A 17,432-nucleotide genomic window follows, 5' to 3' on the forward strand; every position below is an offset into this window, starting at 1 on the left:
CGCGCGCATCACGGCTTCTGCTGCTTGACCACTTCGGCCAGCGCACGCACGCCGGGCTCGATCAGTTCCGCGCGAATCGCCGAGAAGCCCATGCGGAAGCAACGCTGACCATCGGCGAGATCGGCGAAGAAGACGTTGCCCGGTTCGATCAGCACGCCCAGCGCCAGCGCGTCTTTTGCGAGGCGCGTGGCATCGAGCCAGGGCGGACCTTCGACCCAGCACGACGCGCCGCCCGTTATCTTCGACGCGCGCAATTCGGGAAGATGCGTGGCGAGCGCGCGCATCAGCACCTCGGCGCGTTCCTTGTAGACCGGCGCGAGCTTGCGCAGCAGGGTGTCGTGATGACCCAGCGCGAGGAACGTGGCGAACGCGCGCTGAATATACGCAGCGGGATGTCGGATCATCAGCCGGCGCAGTGCGCGCAATTCGCGGATCAAGGCGCGCGGCGCGACGATATAACCCAGACGCAACCCCGGCGCAAAAGTCTTCGACAGCGAGCCGATATACACCACGCGCTCCGCCGTATCGAGGCTCTTCAGTGCCGGATGCGGTGTGCCCGAGAAGGTGTTCTCGCTTTCGTAATCGTCTTCGATGATGATGAAATCATGCCGCACCGACAGATCCAGCAACGCGCGCCGCCTTTCGATCGGCATGGTCGCGGTGGTGGGGCACTGGTGGCTCGGCGTGACACACACGTAGTCGCATGACGCCATCAGCTCTTCGTCGTCGATGACGGCGCCATCGTCATCCACCGCAAGCGGCACGATCTGCGCGTTGCGATGCTGGAAGATGTTGCGCGCATCGGGATAACCGGGGTTCTCCATGCCCACCTTGGTCTGCGGTCCGCACATCAGGTCGGCGATCAGATACAACGCCTGCTGACAGCCGTTGGTCACGACGATCTCATCCGGCATCGCGAACACGCCACGTCTCGGCAGCACGCGTGTGCGGATCTGCTCGACGAGCGTTTCATCGTCGCGCTCGATGAGATCCGGCGCCCAGTTGCGTATCTCCAGCACCGAGAGGCCGTGCATGCAGCTCTCGCGCCAGTCGCTGGTGGGGAAGAGCTCGGTATCGAATTGCCCGTAAATGAAGGGATATTCGTAGCTCTGCCAGTTCGACGGCTTGACGATGTTGCGTTGATTGGAAGGCGCATGCCGGATGCGCGCGCTCCAGTCCGGATGACCGTGCTGGGTCTCCACGGCGGGCGTCGTCGCGCGCATGCCCGTGGCGGTGAAGCCGCGTTGCAGTTCTTCGGTTGCGGGATTGACGAAGTGGCCGCTGCGTTCACGCGAGACGAGATAACCTTCCTCGATCAGCTGCTGATAAGCGAGCACGACCGTATTGCGCGACACGTTCAGTTGATCCGCAAGCTCGCGGCTCGATGGCAGGGCGCTGTCGGGCGCAATGTGTCCGCTCAGGATCGCATTGACGATCATCTGGCGGATCTGGTTCTGCAGGCTCATTCCCGAGACCCGTGAACGCTCGAAGAGCTGCGCCCAAAGCGTGGCGGTCGGGCGGGTGGGCATTGCCTGTCTCCTGCAAAGTCATGGTGATGCAGCGATCTTACGTGCGCCTTGCACGCTTGGCCAGCGGGTGAAAAAAGCCGCCGCGCCGGAGGATCGGCGCGGCGGCTGCGAACCGTTCGAAGAAGCGCGCTCAGCTCACGGAGAAGGCGAGCGAACGGCGTTGCCGCAAACCGACCCATGCCGCCGACAGCGCGCTCACGATGCCCGCCGCGAGGCAGTAGCCGGCGATCATCCACGGGTCGCCGCCGTTGCGTTGCAGGAGCCACGTCGCGATGATCGGGCTGATGCCGCTCGCGAAGATGCCCGAGAACTGATAGACGAAGGAGATGCCCGAGTAGCGCACGTTGGCGTCGAACAGTTCAGAGAAGAGCGCGGCCTCGGGCCCGTAGATCGAGGCATAGACGACCCCGAGCGGGATCACCACGGCCAGCCACGCGATCATCGTATTGCCGCCGCTGTTCTTCATCAGCCAGAAGCCGAGGAAGGCGGACAACCCGGTGGCAAGCGAGCCCCAGAAGTAGATGCGCGCTCGGCCCACGCGATCCGAAAGCCGTCCGAAAAGCGGTATTGTGAAGATCATCACGAAGGCGGCGACCATCACGCCGAGCAGCGCATCCGTCCGCGCAAGATGCAGCGTGCCGGTGAGATACGAGATCGAGAACACACCGAACACGTTGAAGAACACACCGTCGATGAAACGTGCGCCCATGCCGGCAAGCGTGTTGCCCGGATACTTCGTGAGCACTTCGAGAATCGGCATGCGTGCTTCGCCACCGGTCTTCTGGATGCGTGCGAACTCCGGCGTCTCCATGACGTTCAGGCGGATATACATGCCGATCAGAACGAGCGCGAACGACAGGAAGAACGCAAGACGCCAGCCCCATGCGAGGAACTGCGCATCGGTGAGCGTGAGCGAGAGCAGCGCGACCACGCCGGACGAAATGCACAGGCCAAGCGCGAGACCGATCTGCGGAATGCTCGCATAGAAGCCGCGCTTGTTTTCGGGCGCATATTCGAAGGCCATCAGCACCGCGCCGCCCCATTCGCCGCCGAGCCCGATGCCTTGCAGCACGCGCAGAAGCAGAAGCAGTGTAGGCGCCCAGATGCCGATCTGCGCATACGTGGGCACCATGCCGATCAGCACGGTCGCGACGCCCATGATCGACAGCGTCATCACCAGCATGCTCTTTCTGCCGATGCGGTCGCCGAAGTGCCCGAAGATCACGCCGCCCAGCGGACGGCTCAGGAAGCCGACCGCAAAGGTGCCATAGGCGAGCATCGTCGAGATGAGCGGATCGCCGCTCGGGAAGTACAGCTTGTTGAAGACGATGCCGGCAACGACACCGTATAGAAAGAAGTCGTACCACTCGATCGTCGCGCCGATGAGACTGGCGACGACGACTTTCCTCATCTGCTTGCCATCGGTTCGGGGCAGTGCATTCATGGTTGTCTCCGTATGTCTGCGTGTGTTCGAGACTTGTGTTCAGTCTCTCTGTCCTGCATGGGCCATGGGCGTCTCGATGACGCCGCCGGGTGCTTCCTCCACGTGCGTGACGCGCTGATAACGCTGGTCTTCGAGAATCATGTCGGCTGCCTTCTCGGCGATCATGATGACGGGCGCATTCGTGTTGCCCGATACGAGCTCCGGCATGATCGACGCATCCACCACGCGCAGCCGGCCCATGCCGCGCACCTTCAGACGTTCGTCCACTACCGCCTGCGCGTCGCTGCCCATCTTGCAGGTGCCCGCCGGGTGATAGATGGACTGGCTGAACTTGCGCGCGACTTCGAGCAGGTCGGCATCGGTCTGATAGGCCGCGCCGGGGATGAATTCCGACACGATATGTTTGGCAAGCGCAGGCGCGGCGGCGATCCGGCGCGCCACCTTGATGCCGCCGATGACCACCGGATGATCGCGTTCGTCGGACAGGTAGTTGGCATGGATGGCCGGATATTGCAGCGGATCGTTCGAACGGATCTCGACGCTGCCTCGGCTAAAAGGCCGCAACTGACACACCGACGACGTGAACGCCGAGAACGGATGCGCGCCTTCGCCGGGTTTGTCGGCGGAAAGCGGCTGCATGTGGAACTGGATGTCGGGACGTGTGAGATCGGGCGACGTGCGCGTGAAGATCACGACCTGACTGGCTGCGAGCGTCAGCGGACCGGTGCGCGAGATCGCATATTGCAGACCGATGAGCGCTTTCTTCAGCGGGTTGTTGACTTCGTCGTTCAGGGTGCGCTCGCGGGTCTTGAAGACGAGCCGCACTTGCAGATGATCCTGCAGGTTCCGGCCCACGCCCGGCAGCGCATGACGTACCTGTACGCCGGCGCGGTCCAGGACATCGGTGGGACCGACGCCCGAGTTCTGCAGGATCTGCGGCGTACCGATGGCCCCGGCCGCGAGGATCACCTCGACGCGCGCGCGTACCGTCTTCACGGCGCCCTCATGCATATATTCGATGCCGACCGCCTCGCGGCCTTTGAAGAGCACCTTGCGGGTTTGCGCCCGCGTCTGGACGATCAGGTTCCGCCGGTCGCGCACGGGCTTGAGAAAGCCTTTCGCCGTGCTCCAGCGCAAGCCCTTGTAGGCCGTCTGCTGGAAGTAGCCGACGCCTTCCTGAGTGGCGCCGTTGTAGTCGTCGTTGAAGGGGATGCCTGTCTCCTGCGCCGCCGCGATGAAGTGATCGGCGATGGGACGGCGCAGGCGCAGGTCCGAGACCTTCAGCGGGCCGCCCACGCCGTGATATTCGTTCGCGCCGTGCTCCTGATCTTCCGATTTCCTGAAATAGGGCAGGACGTCGCGATAGCTCCAGCCTGCGTTGCCGAGCTCCGCCCAGCGGTCATAGTCCTCGCGCTGGCCGCGCACATACAGCAGGCCGTTCAGCGAACTGCATCCGCCCAGCACCTTGCCGCGCGGCCAGTCGATGCTGCGCCCGGCAACCGCCTGGTCCGGCTCGGTGCGGTAGCACCAGTCCAGTTCGGGGTTGTGCATCGTCTTGAAGTAGCCGACGGGAATATGAATCCACGGATTCGCATCGGGTCCGCCGGCTTCGAGCAACAGCACGGTGTTGGACGGATCGGCGCTCAGGCGATTGGCGAGGACGCAGCCTGCCGAGCCCGCTCCGACGATGACGTAATCGACTTCCTGCTGCATGAGACTTGTCTCCTGGAGTCTTCTTCTGGAACGAAGCGTTTCGTTTCCTGTACGTTCAATGTGGAAGAAGCTGCGGACGATGCCAAGAGAAAAGCGCGCGAGAACGCGAAAGTGAAACGGAAAGTGCCAAATCCGATTCAAAAAAATGAGGCTCTTCGGGTTCTCCCGGAGCCGTTTTTTAATGCCTGGAATTCCGAAAAAAAACGCTGATGCGGCGCATCAGAAAGTAGCGGACAGCTCGCTTGCTGCTTCCCGCAGACGCGGCACGAAAGTGAGTGCGCGCGCCAGGCTCATGCGCGACACGGGTCCATGCACCGCGATCGCGGCGATGCTCTTGCCGCGCGAATCGAGCACCGGCACGGCCACGCAGGCGATGCCCGGCACGAACTCCTCGTTATCCACGGCGATGCCTTTATGGGCGATGCGATCCAGTTCGGCTTCGAGCAGATTGGGTTCGTCGAGGGTGTTGGGCGTGAAGCGTTCCAGCCGCATCGCGCGAATGAGCGCGGCGCGTTCTTCACGCGGCATCGTGGCGAGCAGCAGCTTGCCGCTCGCGCTGCAATGCGCGGGCACATGTGAGCCGGGCTTGAGTTCGAGCCGCAGCGCCCAGGTGGACTCGCAGCGGTCGAGATAGAGCACTTCCGTGTCGTGCAGCATGCTCAGGTTGCAGGTCTCGCCGAGATCGGCGACGAGACGTTGGAGGATCGCGTGACGCTGGCGGCGCGCGCCGCTGTGCATCATCACATCGACGCCCAGTTGTTCGAGCCGCGGCCCGACCACATACGCGTTCTTCTGGCCCGGCTCGCGCGCAACGAAGCCGCCCGCTTCCAGCGATTGCAACATGCGGTGCAGCGAAGCCTTGGGTTGGTCGAGCGCATTCGCCAGGTCCGCAAGCGACAGCGCGCCGCGTGCGGCGACGAGATGTTCGAGCACGCTGAAGGCGCGCAGCGTCGGCGTCTCGGCGCGCGCGTGGGGGTGGGTGTCGTTGAGCGCGGCGCTCTCCGCCGCTTCAGTCAGGCCGGGCGTGGCGGTGTCGACTCGGATATCCATGCGGCCTCACGTCGTCGCGTGCCGCGCGGCCTGCGCCTGCACGCAGGTGACCGCGATCACGTAATAGATGTCGTCGGCGCTGCAGCCGCGCGAGAGGTCGTTGGCGGGTTTCGCAAGCCCTTGCAGCAGCGGACCGATGGCCCTCGCGCCGCCAATCCGTTCAGCCAGCTTGTAGCCGATGTTGCCCGCTTCGAGGCTCGGGAAGATCAGCGTGTTCGCATGTCCCTCGACGCGCGAGTGGTGCACCTTGCGCATGGCGATCTCGGCGACGATCGCGGCATCGAGCTGCACGTCGCCGTCGATGGCGAGGCCGGGGCGCGCTTCCTGCACACGCCGGGTCGCCTCGATGACCTTGTCCACGGCCGCATGATGCGCGCTGCCGCTGGTGGAGAACGACAACATCGCGACGCGCGGGTCTTCCATCAGCAGGCTGCGCGCGCTGTCGGCGGCGGCCATGGCGATTTCGGCGAGCTGCCCGGCGTCCGGCTGCACGACGAGCGCGCAGTCCGAGAAGATCAGGCCGCCTTTCATCGTATGGAAGGGCTCGCACAGCATCATCAGGAAGAAGCTCGACACGAGCTTGAAGGAAGGCCGCACGCCGATGATCTGGATGGCATTGCGCACCACGTCGGCGGTCGTGTTGACCGCGCCCGCCACGGAGCCGTCCGCTTCGCCCAGCCGTACCATCAGGTTGGCGAAGCACAGCGGATCGAGCACGGCGGCGCGCGCCGCATCGGCCGTCATGCCTTTCTTTTCGCGCAAGGCGAACAACGTTTCAGCAAAGCGCTGCGTCAGTGGCGATTCGCGCGGATCGATCAACTCGATGCCGTCGAGATCGAGGTTCGCTTCATCGGCGACCTGATGCGCACGCGATCTCGCACCGACCAGCACGATGCGCGCGATGCCTTCCCGATGCGCGCGCTGCGCGGCCTGCAACACGCGCGGGTCCTCGGCTTCGGAGAGCACGATGCGCATCGGCAGGTCGCGAGCCTGATCGATGATGCGATGCATGGCTTTCATGGGGGCGCTCGGTGAGATGCAAAGGAAAAACGCCGCCCCGTGGGCGCGGAGCGGCGTGACGCGGGACTTAGACGTAGTCCTTGTACTTGTCGAGCATGCGCACCGGCTTGGAGAGCGCGTCGCGACGGAACGGGTCGCCGAGTTCACGCGTACACATGATCTCGATGATCGTCGTCTTGCCGTGATTCATCTGCAGATCGATAGCCTTCTTGAGCGCCGGGCCCACATCCTCCAGCTTGTCGACGACGATGCCTTCCGCGCCCATCGCCTTCGCGATCTCGGCGAAGCTCTGGTTGTCGAGCTCGCCCGCGACGAAGCGGCGGTTGTAGAAGTCCACCTGATTCTTCTTCTCCGCGCCCCACTGGCGGTTATGGAACACCACGGCCGTCACCGGAATGTTATGGCGCACGCAGGTCATGGTTTCCATCAGGCTCATGCCCCATGCGCCATCGCCTGCATACGACACGGCCGGACGATGCGGCGCCGCAACCTTCGCACCGATGATCGTGGGGAACGCATAACCGCAGTTGCCCCAGCTCATCGCCGCGAAGAAGCTGCGCGGCTGATTGAAGCGCAGATAGCTGTTGGCCACCGAGTTGATGTTGCCGATGTCGGTCGAGACCATCACGTCATCCGGCATCGCCTTCTCGAGTTCGCGCAGCACCTGGCGCGGATGCAGGAACTGGCCGCCGCTGAACGGCTTCTCGCCCTTCTGCTCCTCGATCATGTCGAGGCTGTAGGCGTCGCGTTCATGGGTCCACTCGTCGAGTTCCTTCTCCCAGGCGGCCTTTTCATCGGCGATGGTCTTCGCGCGGGCTTCCTTCGTCGCGTCCGAGGCGAGCTTGCGGTCCGCGAGGCGCTGCGTGAGCGCAATGGCGCTGGCCTTGGCATCGCCGCAGATGCCGACCGAAATCTTCTTCACGAGGCCGAGCATCTTGTGGTCCGCATCGATCTGGATGACCTTCGCTTCCTTCGGCCAGTAATCGAGACCGTGCTGCGGCAGCGTGCCGAACGGTCCCAGTCGCGAGCCCAGCGCGATCACGACATCGGCCTGGCTCAGCAGCTTCATCGCGGCCTTCGATCCTTGATAGCCGAGCGGGCCGCACCACAGCGGATGCTTCGCGGGGAACGAGTCGTTGTGCAGGTAGCTGTTCACCACCGGTGCGCCGAGGCGCTCCGCGAGCGCCTTGCATTCCTCGATGGCGTCGGACATCACCACGCCGCCGCCCGAGATGATGACCGGGAACTTGGCTTCGGCGAGCAGATCCGCCGCTTCGTTGAGGCTCTGGTCGCCGCCGGGACCGCGATCGAGGCGCTGCGGCTTCGGAATCTCGACCTTGACCTCGCCATAGAAGTAGTCACGCGGAATGTTGAGCTGGGTCGGTCCCATCTCGGACATCGCGCGATCGAAGCAGCGCGCGGTGTATTCGGCCATGCGTGCCGGATGCGTCACGTGGCCCTGGTACTTGGTGAATTCCTGGAACATCGGCAGTTGCTTGGCTTCCTGGAAGCCGCCGAGACCGATACCCATCGTTCCGGCTTCCGGCGTAACGATCACGACCGGGCTGTGCGCCCAGTAGGCCGCCGCGATGGCCGTCACGCAGTTGCTGATGCCCGGCCCGTTCTGGCCGATCACGACGCCGTGGCGGCCCGACACGCGGGAATAGCCATCGGCCATGTGACCGGCGCCTTGCTCGTGCACGACCGGAATCAGGCGGATGCCGGCCGGCGCGAAGATGTCCATCGCGTCCATGAAGGCCGATCCCATGATGCCGAACATTTCCGTCACGCCGTTGGCAGCGAGCGTTTCGACGAAGGCTTCCGAGGGGGTCATCGCCTGCGGACCGCTCGGGGCCGCGGTTGCTGCGGCGGTGGTCTTGGAAGGACGGGCTTGGTCGTGCTCGCTCATGAGATGTCTCCGAATGAAAAACGGAACGTTTGGTTCCGGAATGTGTATCGTGGAGACATCGTAGGACTGGTCGATCAGGACGTCAACCGGTTTTTCAAATAAATGGAATGAATCGTCTCTAAAAAAATTATAACGCGCTGCGACGAATAAATGCATCCGGCGCCGCGCGCGTTGTGCGGCGGGGTTCTGCAGGGCGCGGAATCGGCTAGCGCGCAGCCTGGCGCTGCCGCGCCATGAGCGTCAGACCTTCGGACGTATCGATCAGCGTCGCCAGCTTCTCGGCCGTCACGCGGAGTTGCGGCACGGCTTTCAGCAGATCGTTGAGATTGGCGCGCGCGGTCGGCGCATGGGCGGCGAGGCACGCCAATACGCGACCCGTGGCAGCGTCCGTGATGGGCACCGCCACGGCCACCATGCCAAGCACGAATTCCTCGTTGTCGATACCGAGGCCCCGCGCGGCGAGCCGGTCGAGTTCGGCCTCGAGCAACGCCGGGTCCGTGAGCGTGCGATGCGTTCTTCGTGTCAGCGTGAGGCGGCTGAGTATCTGGCGGCGTTCGGCAAGCGTCATGTGCGACAGGAACAGCTTGCCGCTGGCCGTGCAATGCAGCGGCACGCGCATGCCGGCCTGCATGTGCAGACGCAGCGGCTCGGGCGTTTCGACGCGCTCGATATAGAGCACGGTATCCCCGTCCAGCGCGGTGAGGTTGCAACTCTCGCCGATCACGTCGACGAGCGAGCGCAGCAGCGAACGGCACCCGCGCGTGAACGAGTTGTTGGCGAGCGTCGCCAGTGCGAGCTGGGCGGCGCGCGGACCGAGCGCGATGCCGCGGTCGGTGCCGCGCGAATCGGGCATGTGGGTCACGTAGCCCTGCGATTCCAGCGCCTCGACGAGGCGCAGCAGCGTGGCTTTGGGAATCCGCACGCGGGCGGCAAGCTGGGACAGCGTGTATGGCTGGCCAGCGGAGGCGAGTTGTTCGAGCACCGCAAGCGGACGAAGCGTCCGTGCTTCGTCGCCGGCGAGGTCGGCGGGATCGAGATGAGTGACGTCGCGCATGAACCGGAATCGGAACGAATGGTTTCGGATTACGGGTACTCTACGCGGGTTCGGGCGTCGCGCGCTACATTTTTCGGAACGTACAGTTGCGTTTTTATTTTGAACTTCGACGCTATCAGAACGTCTTCTTCAGGTCCTCGGCGGCTTCCTTCAGGCGCGGCAGCATCTCCAGCACACGCGAAAGCGGCGAGCGCGAGACCGGCGCATGGACCGCGATAGCCGCGATACACGAGCCATATGTGTCGACGATGGGCGCCGCCGCGCACACGATGCCCTGCACGAATTCCTCGTTGTCGATTGCGACGCCCTTCCTTGCGGTGCGATCGAGTTCCGCTTCGAGCATCTCGGTATCCGTGATGGTGTTGGCCGTGAAGCGCTCGAGTTTCATCGCACGCACCAGCGCGTTGCGCTCCTCGCGCGGCAGCATGGCGAGCAGCAGCTTGCCGCTGGCGCTGCACCACACCGGCACGTGCGATCCCGGCCTGAGGTCCAGCCGCAGCGGCCAGGGGGCCTCGACGCGGTCCAGATACAGCACCTCGTTCTCGTGCAGCATCGTGAGATTGCAGGTTTCGCCGAGATCGGCAACGAGCCGCGTGAGAATGGCGTGGCGCAGCCGCCGTGCACCCGCGTGCGTCATCACGCTCAGACCCAGCTGCGCCAGACGCGGGCCCACGACATAGGCATTGCGGTCGCCCGGCTCGCGGATCACCAGACCGCCCGCCTCCAGCGAAGCCAGCATGCGATGCAGCGAAGGCTTGGGCATGCCCATGTCCTCGGCCATGTCCGTGAGCGACACGGGATTGCCCGCCTGCACGAGATATTCGAGCAGCGCGAAGGCGCGCAGCGTGGGCGTGTCGGGCTTGTCCATCGGCGTTTTCCGTTTGATTTCGTTCGACATTATTGTAAATGGGGCCTCAGTCCCGCCGCCATCGGCCGAATGGATACAAATAAACGAAATGATTTGTTCCGAAAAACAATTGAAGCTAAGATGGTCGCTCGAAAACGGCGGCAAGCACGGAGGCAGGCATCATGATGCGCGACACGTGGATGGAAGAACCGGATCAGCGCGTGCCGGTGCGCGCGCTGTTCGGCATCGATTCGGACCTGCTGGTGCCCGCGTTCAGCGGCCGTGATCCGCATGTTCCGGAAATCGATCATGCGTACCGGTTCAATCCCGAGGTCACGCTTGCGATTCTTGCGGGATTCGCGTTCAACCGGCGCGTCATGGTGCAAGGCCTGCACGGCACGGGCAAGTCCACGCATATCGAACAAGTCGCGGCGCGCCTCAACTGGCCGTGCATGCGCGTCAATCTCGACGGTCACGTAAGCCGGCTCGATCTGGTCGGCAAGGATGCAATCGTGGTCCGCGATGACGTGCAGGTCACCGAGTTTCAGGAAGGCATCGTGCCCTGGGCGTTGCAGCGGCCCGTGGCGCTGGTCTTCGACGAATACGACGCGGGCCGTCCCGACGTGATGTTCGTGATCCAGCGAATTCTGGAACGCGAGGGCAGCTTCACGCTGCTCGATCAGAATCGCGTGATCCAGCCGCATCCTTTTTTTCGTCTGTTCGCGACAACGAATACCGTGGGTCTCGGAAACCTGAACGGGATGTATCACGGCACCCAGATGCTCAACCATGCGCAGATTGACCGCTGGAACGTGGTCGCGACGCTCGACTATCTGTCGCGCGAGGAAGAAACGCGCATCGTGCTCGCGCGCGTGCCGCAACTCGAAAACGACCGTGGGCGCGCGCTCGTCGCATCGATGGTGAGCATGGCGGGGCTGACGCGGCGCGGCTTCCAGGCCGGCGACCTGTCCACCCTGATGTCGCCGCGCACCGTCATCAACTGGGCGGAGAACTGCGAGCTGTTTCACGACGTGAAGCTCGCGTTGCGTCTCACTTTCCTGAACAAATGCGACGAAGCGGAACGGCCGGTTGTCGCGGAATATTTTCAGCGCGCGTTCGGCGAGGAACTGGAAACGCCGTCGCAGTGGCACGACGAGCGCAGCAAATGAACGCCGTGCGAAACGACGCTCGCGAACTTACGCGGCGCGACGCGCTGTGCGCGGCGACCGTGCGCGCGCTGACCGGCGACGGCACGCTGCACTATCGCGGCGGACGTCTGTTCAGGCATCTGCGGCCGGTCGCGCTGCACGCACCGCATCTGCGTGGCGAAGGCAGGGAAGCGGACGATCTCGATTCCACGCGCGGCGCGGCGGATGCATCGGCGCTGCGCATCGTGTATTCGGATGCGGCGTTGCACGACAGCCTCGCACCGGAAGAACCGGTCGCCCGCATGGTCTTCGACCTGCTCGAACAACTGCGCTGTGAAGCGCGCGTGCCGGACGGCATGGCGGGCGTGCGGCGCAACGTGCGGCATCGCTTCGAAACGTGGTCGCTGGCGTGCTACAAGGGCGGCTTGCTGGACAGCGATATCGGTCTGCTGATCTATACGGTCGCGCAAATTGCCGAGTCGCGTCTCTCAGGCCAAGCGGTGGTCGAACAGACCGAAGGGCTGATAGAGGCGACGCGTGCGGCGCTCGCGCCCCTGCTCGGCGTGGCATTGGCGGGATTGCGGCGTGACTGCGCCGATCAGCGCGCCTATGCGAACCATGCGCTTGCCATTGCGAACCGCATCGGCGAGATGGTGCGCGACGTGCGTCACGCCTTCGTCGAGTATCACGCTTCAACCGACGACACCGAGGAAGACGCCGCGCGCACGATGCTCGGCACCTGGTTCGACATCGACGACGAAGAGGGCGAGGCGGAACGGCTCGCGCTTGCCGCAAGCGGCGCCAGCAGCGCGCGCGATGCGTCGGGCGACGGCTATCGCATCTTCACGACGCGTTACGACAAGACGATCCATCCCGCCGCGCTGATCCGCGCCGCGTTGCTGCGCGAATACCGCGAGCGTCTCGACGACCTCATCGCCGCACGCCACATCAACGTTGCACGCCTCGCGCGCATGTTGCAGGCGGCCATTGCCGTGCCGCATCGCGACGGCTGGTCGTTCGGCGAAGAGGAAGGGCGCATCGACGGAAGGCGTCTGGCGCAGGTGATCGCGTCACCGGCTGAGCGACGCGTGTTCAGGCGCGAACGCGACACGCCCACGGCGGATTGCGCGGTGAGCTTCCTGATCGACTGCTCGGGTTCGATGAAGGCGAGTATCGAACCGGTCGCGGTGATGATCGACGTGCTCGTGCGTGCGCTCGGCATGGCAGGCGTCACCACTGAAGTGCTGGGCTTCACCACGGGCGCATGGAACGGCGGGCGCGCGAAGCTGGACTGGCTGGCGCAAGGACGTCCACCCACGCCGGGACGGCTCAACGAAGCGTGCCACATGATCTTCAAGGAAGCCGATGCGGGATGGCGTGCCGCGCGCGGTGACATCGCCGCGCTGTTCAAGGCGGATCTGTTTCGCGAAGGCATCGACGGAGAAGCGGTGGACTGGGCGTGCGGGCGCTTGCTCGCGCGTAACGAGCCGCGGCGCATCCTGGTCGTCGTGTCGGATGGCAGCCCGATGGACAGCGCGACCGCGCAAGCGAACGACGCCCACTATCTCGACCAGCACCTGCGCGAAGTGGTCGAGCGTCATGAGGCGTTTCAGGGTGTGGAGGTGCTGGGGCTCGGTGTCGGACTCGATCTGAGCCCGTACTATCGGCACAGCTTCGGCGTGGATCTATCCGTGCCGCCCGACATGACACTCTTCGCGAAGCTCGCAGGCTGGCTCGGCGCGCGCCGCAGGAGCAGCAGCTAGCGCGCGCTGTATGTCATTGTCGTCGATCATGCCGATGAAGACGATCTCCGTATGCGCGACGTCGCGGCATGGCGTGGCATGCCAGCGCGCGCCGACGACATGAAGCTCGATGCACGAGCCGTCGTCGAGGCGGGCGAAGCCCTTGGCGCGCAATAGCTTGTTTGAGAAAGACAGGCACGCGGCCTTGAGCTTGCGCTTGTCGAAGCGCTCGTTCGAATGGAACATCACGCTCCGCAAGCCAGCCGCAAGTTGATGCAGAGGCACGATGGATCGCGAAAGTCCAAGCGGAGCCGACGCCGCCGTATCGCTGAAAAACAGCGTGCCCGGTACCTTGCCCTGATCGCCGTCGAACACGATGCACGTGTGCGCTATCTCCTGCACCCGTGCTCGCGCTCGTCGCGCGTTATCATCGTCGAGCAGATCGGTCTTGGTCAGCACGATGGCCGTCGCCGTCTCGATCTGCCGCCGCGCCATCTCGCCCACATACGCATTGGCCAGCGTTTCATCGATACGCTGCGCATCCACGGCCACCACGATGCCTTGCAGACGAAACGCACGATCCAGCATGCCGACCTGCGCGATGCGCAACGGGTCCGACACGCCGCTCGCTTCGATCACGAGCAGATCAGGCCGCGTCTCGCGCGCGCTGATCTCGATCAAGGTCTCCATCAGCTTGCCGCCGATCGAACAGCATATGCAGCCGTTCTCCAGTCCGATGACGTCGTCGCTGCGCTCGCGGATCAAAGCGGCGTCGATGTTGATCGCGCCGAAATCGTTGACCAGCACCGTGACGCGGCGGCCTTCGGTGTTGGTCAGCAGCGCGTTGATCAACGTGGTCTTGCCCGCGCCGAGATAGCCGCCGATGACGGCCAGCGGAATGGGCGGCTTCATGCCGGCGCCTCGAACACACGTCCGCCGAGAATCGTGCCCCACACACGCAACTGACCGAGACGTTCGGCAGGCACCTCGTGCGGATCTTCATCGAGCACCGCGAAGTCCGCGAACTTGCCCACCTCGATGCTGCCGATCGCATCATCCATGCCGATGGTATGCGCCGCGCCGAGTGTGATCGCGCGCAACGCGTCAGGCACGCTCAAGCATTCCGTCTCGCCCAGCACGCGGCCCGAGGCGGTCTTGCGCTGCACTGCGCACCACGCCGTGAAGAGCGGGTTGAGCTGCGTGATCGGGGCATCTGAATGCATGCCGAACGTGATGCCGAGCGATTGAGCCGTGGCGGCCGCGTTCATGCGGTTCGCACGATCGGCGCCCATGGTCTGCGCGTAATGCGCGTCGCCCCAGTAGTAGATATGGTTCGAGAAAAAATTTACGCACATGCCGAGACGCGCGGCGCGCGCGAGTTGCCGCGCATCGGCCATCTGGCAATGCTGCAGCGTATGCCGATGATCCGGGCGCGGATGCCGCGCGAGAATGGTCTCGATGGCATCGAGCACGAGCTCGGTGGCCTCGTCGCCGTTCGTGTGGATATGCAGTTGCAGGCCGGCGAGATGATAGGGCAGGAAGGTCTCGACAAACTGCTCGGGCGGAATCAGCCACAGGCCGTTGGCATGGCCGTTCACATAACCCGGCCAGCGCAGGCGCGCGGTATAGCCTTGTATCGAACCATCGACGATGAATTTCACCGGACCGAAACGCAGCTTGTCCGCATTGAGCCTGATCGCTTCGAGCACACGGTCCGGGCCGCCTTCCGGATTACGCTGCGGACCGAACGCGGGCACCAGGCGGATCGGGAAGCGCGCGTCGCGCGTCACTTCGACGAGATTGCGCATGCCCGTGTCGGAGAGGTCGTTGAGCAGGTCGGTGGCGGTGGTCACGCCCGCGAGCTGCGCGACCTTGCCGAAGGCGCGGATCGCTTCAGGATTGTCGCTCGCGGAGATCGAGAGCTTCGGCCCGATCACGCGATACACCGGGAACATGGCCGCGAACTCCTGCAGTTCGCCGGTCGGGCGGCCTTCGCCGTCCTTCACGATGCCGTCGACATCGGTGTCTTCGTCGATGCCCGCGAGTGCGAGCATCGGCGAATTCACGTTCATCAGATGCACGCTTGCATGCAGGACAGCGACGGGCCGCGTGGCCGATACCCTGTCGAGCTGCGTCACGGTCAGCCGCTCGCTGCCGAAGAAGATCGGATCGAAGCCCCAGGCGAGCAGCGGCGCGTCCGTGCTGTCCAGCGCGCGCTCCGCTTCCTGCAAGCGCGCGATCACCGCATCGAGCGATTGCAGGCCCGGCCAGCGCGTGCCGTCGGGACCGCGCCGCTCGTAGTAGCCGACATAGACAGCGCTCCACATCGCGCCTTCCATCAGGTGCGAATGGCCTTCGACGAGACCTGGCATGAGCACCTTGTCGGCGAAGGTCGTGTCGGGTTCGGCGTCGGTCCACTGGCGGATCTCGTCCAGCGTGCCGACCGAGAGAATCCTGCCCTCGCGGATCGCAACGTGCGTCGCGACCGGCTGGCGCGGATTCATGGTCAGGATCTTGCGGGCGGCGAACACCTTCACCGCCTGGCTATCGATTGAGTTTTGGGTCATGAGTCGTTCGAGTGGATCAGATCGGCGTGGACGTGCTTGCGGCCTGCGCTCGGATTCGCGAGGAACACGACCAGCACGTTGACGGCCAGGCAGATGAGGCCGAGATTCAGGCCCGCGATATCGACATGCAGCACATACAGGACGACCGCGAGCACCTGTCCCACGAGCATGCCTGACGCAATCGCGCGCGCGCCGACCCGCAGGCCGAAGATGATCGCGATCACGCCGGGAAAGAACTGCGTGACGCCGTAGTAGGTCATGTTGATCAGCGTGAGCATCAGGTTCGGCGTTGCGAGCGTCATGCCGATGGACAGCAGCAGATACAAACCGATCACCACCTTGGCGCTCGCCTTCTGGCGCGTCTCGGGCATGTTGGGCAGCAGATTGCGCGTGACCACCGGGCCGATGGCGAGACAGATGCCCGCGAGCACGAGCAGGCCCGACAGAGAAGCGCCCGCCGCAACCAGTCCGACGAGCCACGACGGCAGCAGATGCACGACCGCGGTGAAGAACGCTTCGTTCGGCGAGCCGAGCGGCACGTTCTGCGCAATCGCGTAGTACGACGCCACCACGAGAAACGGGTACATCAGCATGTACAGGGGCATGACCACTTGCGAGCGGCGAATGGTGTTGCTGCTCTTCGCGGTGAAGAAGTTCTGAATCGCGAAGGGCATGACATAGAAGCCGAGCGACTGGAACAGCATGGTGCTCATGGAGAAGGTCAGCTGATGCGCGTTCATCGCATTCGACACATGCTGGCTGGCGGCCCTGAACACGGGTTCGACGCCGGCTTCCCATGCCACGGCCAGACCCGTGATGACGATGGCGGCCACCATCAGCAGGTCTTTGAGAATCGCAATGTACGCCGACGCCCGCACGCCCGCGATGGCGATGTACGTGAACGCGAGCAGCGCCGAGATCATGATGAGAAAGACCGGGTTCAGGTTCCATCCCAGCCCTTTCAATGCCGCGACGAGACCCGTGAATTGCAGCTGTCCCCAGGGCAGCAGGAACACGAGCGATGAAACGGCGACGATCAGTTCGAGCGCACGGCTGCTGAAGTGGCCCTTGAAGAGATCGGGCAGCGTGATGGCGTTGTGGCGCTGGCCCGCTTCCCAGATCTTCGGGCCGATGAAATAGCCGATCGGGTAGGCAAGCAGGATGTAGCCCAGAAACCAGACGCCATAAGTCGGTCCCTTGGCGTAGATGCCGCCGGGAAAGCCCACCATCGTGCCGATGCTGTAGATCTCGCCCGCAGCGAGAAAGAACACCAGCCACGCGCCGAACTGCCGTGACGCGACGAAGAAGTCATGCACGCTTTGGCCACCGCGTCCCTTGCCTGCACGCAAGGCGAGCCAGATGGAGAGCGCGATGAAGCCGAGAAATACGGTGGAAGCCATGTCGGTTTT

At 64.1% G+C, this 17,432-nt stretch carries 13 protein-coding genes; 2 read left to right on the forward strand and 11 right to left on the reverse strand.

Going from position 1 to position 17,432, the window contains the following annotated elements; genetic code table 11:
- Positions 1–8: 8 nt before the first annotated feature.
- The 8 genes from QCE62_RS15835 to QCE62_RS15870 form a co-directional block, all read right to left on the reverse strand.
- Entirely contained in the window at positions 9–1,529 is a 1,521-nt protein-coding gene (locus tag QCE62_RS15835) for a PLP-dependent aminotransferase family protein (RefSeq protein ID WP_309920097.1), read from the reverse strand.
- Positions 1,530–1,659: 130 nt separating this feature from the next.
- Entirely contained in the window at positions 1,660–2,973 is a 1,314-nt protein-coding gene (locus QCE62_RS15840; protein ID WP_309920100.1) for an MFS transporter, read from the reverse strand.
- Between the two features lie 39 nt (positions 2,974–3,012).
- A complete protein-coding gene (locus QCE62_RS15845) occupies positions 3,013–4,686 on the reverse strand; it encodes a choline dehydrogenase (protein ID WP_309920103.1) in 1,674 nt (557 codons plus the stop codon).
- 219 nt (positions 4,687–4,905) lie between these two features.
- Positions 4,906–5,736, reverse strand: a complete 831-nt coding sequence (locus QCE62_RS15850; RefSeq protein ID WP_309920107.1) for an IclR family transcriptional regulator — start codon at positions 5,734–5,736, stop codon at positions 4,906–4,908.
- A gap of 6 nt (positions 5,737–5,742) precedes the next feature.
- Positions 5,743–6,756 (reverse strand): phosphate acetyltransferase, encoded by a 1,014-nt coding sequence (gene pta / locus QCE62_RS15855; RefSeq protein WP_309920109.1) that lies wholly within the window; start codon positions 6,754–6,756, stop codon positions 5,743–5,745.
- A 67-nt stretch (positions 6,757–6,823) separates the two neighbouring features.
- Positions 6,824–8,665 (reverse strand): sulfoacetaldehyde acetyltransferase, encoded by a 1,842-nt coding sequence (xsc, locus tag QCE62_RS15860; protein WP_309920112.1) that lies wholly within the window; start codon positions 8,663–8,665, stop codon positions 6,824–6,826.
- Between the two features lie 205 nt (positions 8,666–8,870).
- Entirely contained in the window at positions 8,871–9,719 is an 849-nt protein-coding gene (locus QCE62_RS15865; protein WP_309920114.1) for an IclR family transcriptional regulator, read from the reverse strand.
- A gap of 115 nt (positions 9,720–9,834) precedes the next feature.
- On the reverse strand, positions 9,835–10,587 hold the full coding sequence (locus QCE62_RS15870; RefSeq protein WP_309811938.1) for an IclR family transcriptional regulator: 753 nt from the start codon (positions 10,585–10,587) through the stop codon (positions 9,835–9,837).
- 161 nt (positions 10,588–10,748) lie between these two features.
- Between QCE62_RS15870 and QCE62_RS15875 the strand changes: the two genes are divergently transcribed.
- Together QCE62_RS15875 and QCE62_RS15880 are read left to right on the forward strand one after the other, a co-directional pair.
- A complete protein-coding gene (locus tag QCE62_RS15875; protein ID WP_309920117.1) occupies positions 10,749–11,735 on the forward strand; it encodes an AAA family ATPase in 987 nt (328 codons plus the stop codon).
- A complete protein-coding gene (locus tag QCE62_RS15880; protein WP_309920120.1) occupies positions 11,732–13,477 on the forward strand; it encodes a cobaltochelatase CobT-related protein in 1,746 nt (581 codons plus the stop codon). Before QCE62_RS15875 ends, QCE62_RS15880 begins: the two co-directional genes overlap by 4 nt.
- Here the strand turns inward: QCE62_RS15880 and QCE62_RS15885 are convergent.
- Genes QCE62_RS15885 through QCE62_RS15895 form a run of 3 tightly spaced genes read right to left on the reverse strand, consistent with a single transcriptional unit; the run spans position 13,400 to position 17,423 of the window.
- Positions 13,400–14,368, reverse strand: a complete 969-nt coding sequence (locus QCE62_RS15885; protein WP_309920123.1) for a GTP-binding protein — start codon at positions 14,366–14,368, stop codon at positions 13,400–13,402. The genes QCE62_RS15880 and QCE62_RS15885 overlap by 78 nt on opposite strands.
- Entirely contained in the window at positions 14,365–16,023 is a 1,659-nt protein-coding gene (locus tag QCE62_RS15890; RefSeq protein ID WP_309920125.1) for an amidohydrolase, read from the reverse strand. The genes QCE62_RS15885 and QCE62_RS15890 overlap by 4 nt, the downstream gene beginning before the upstream one ends.
- The gene (locus QCE62_RS15895; RefSeq protein ID WP_309920127.1) at positions 16,020–17,423 is read right to left on the reverse strand and encodes a sodium:solute symporter family protein; all 1,404 of its coding nucleotides are present in this window, start codon (positions 17,421–17,423) and stop codon (positions 16,020–16,022) included. Before QCE62_RS15895 ends, QCE62_RS15890 begins: the two co-directional genes overlap by 4 nt.
- Positions 17,424–17,432 lie beyond the last annotated feature (9 nt).

Origin of the sequence: Caballeronia sp. LZ033, assembly GCF_031451265.1 — a bacterium.
Lineage (GTDB): Bacteria > Pseudomonadota > Gammaproteobacteria > Burkholderiales > Burkholderiaceae > Caballeronia.

What these genes read in the sequence shown, in the direction of transcription:
- QCE62_RS15835 (WP_309920097.1), bottom strand. Translation starts at nt 1,529, where the DNA reads ATGCCCACCCGCCCGACCGCCACGCTTTGGGCGCAGCTCTTCGAGCGT.
- QCE62_RS15840 (WP_309920100.1), bottom strand. Translation starts at nt 2,973, where the DNA reads ATGAATGCACTGCCCCGAACCGATGGCAAGCAGATGAGGAAAGTCGTC.
- QCE62_RS15845 (WP_309920103.1), bottom strand. Translation starts at nt 4,686, where the DNA reads ATGCAGCAGGAAGTCGATTACGTCATCGTCGGAGCGGGCTCGGCAGGC.
- QCE62_RS15850 (WP_309920107.1), bottom strand. Translation starts at nt 5,736, where the DNA reads ATGGATATCCGAGTCGACACCGCCACGCCCGGCCTGACTGAAGCGGCG.
- pta (WP_309920109.1), bottom strand. Translation starts at nt 6,756, where the DNA reads ATGAAAGCCATGCATCGCATCATCGATCAGGCTCGCGACCTGCCGATG.
- xsc (WP_309920112.1), bottom strand. Translation starts at nt 8,665, where the DNA reads ATGAGCGAGCACGACCAAGCCCGTCCTTCCAAGACCACCGCCGCAGCA.
- QCE62_RS15865 (WP_309920114.1), bottom strand. Translation starts at nt 9,719, where the DNA reads ATGCGCGACGTCACTCATCTCGATCCCGCCGACCTCGCCGGCGACGAA.
- QCE62_RS15870 (WP_309811938.1), bottom strand. Translation starts at nt 10,587, where the DNA reads ATGGACAAGCCCGACACGCCCACGCTGCGCGCCTTCGCGCTGCTCGAA.
- QCE62_RS15875 (WP_309920117.1), top strand. Translation starts at nt 10,749, where the DNA reads ATGATGCGCGACACGTGGATGGAAGAACCGGATCAGCGCGTGCCGGTG.
- QCE62_RS15880 (WP_309920120.1), top strand. Translation starts at nt 11,732, where the DNA reads ATGAACGCCGTGCGAAACGACGCTCGCGAACTTACGCGGCGCGACGCG.
- QCE62_RS15885 (WP_309920123.1), bottom strand. Translation starts at nt 14,368, where the DNA reads ATGAAGCCGCCCATTCCGCTGGCCGTCATCGGCGGCTATCTCGGCGCG.
- QCE62_RS15890 (WP_309920125.1), bottom strand. Translation starts at nt 16,023, where the DNA reads ATGACCCAAAACTCAATCGATAGCCAGGCGGTGAAGGTGTTCGCCGCC.
- QCE62_RS15895 (WP_309920127.1), bottom strand. Translation starts at nt 17,423, where the DNA reads ATGGCTTCCACCGTATTTCTCGGCTTCATCGCGCTCTCCATCTGGCTC.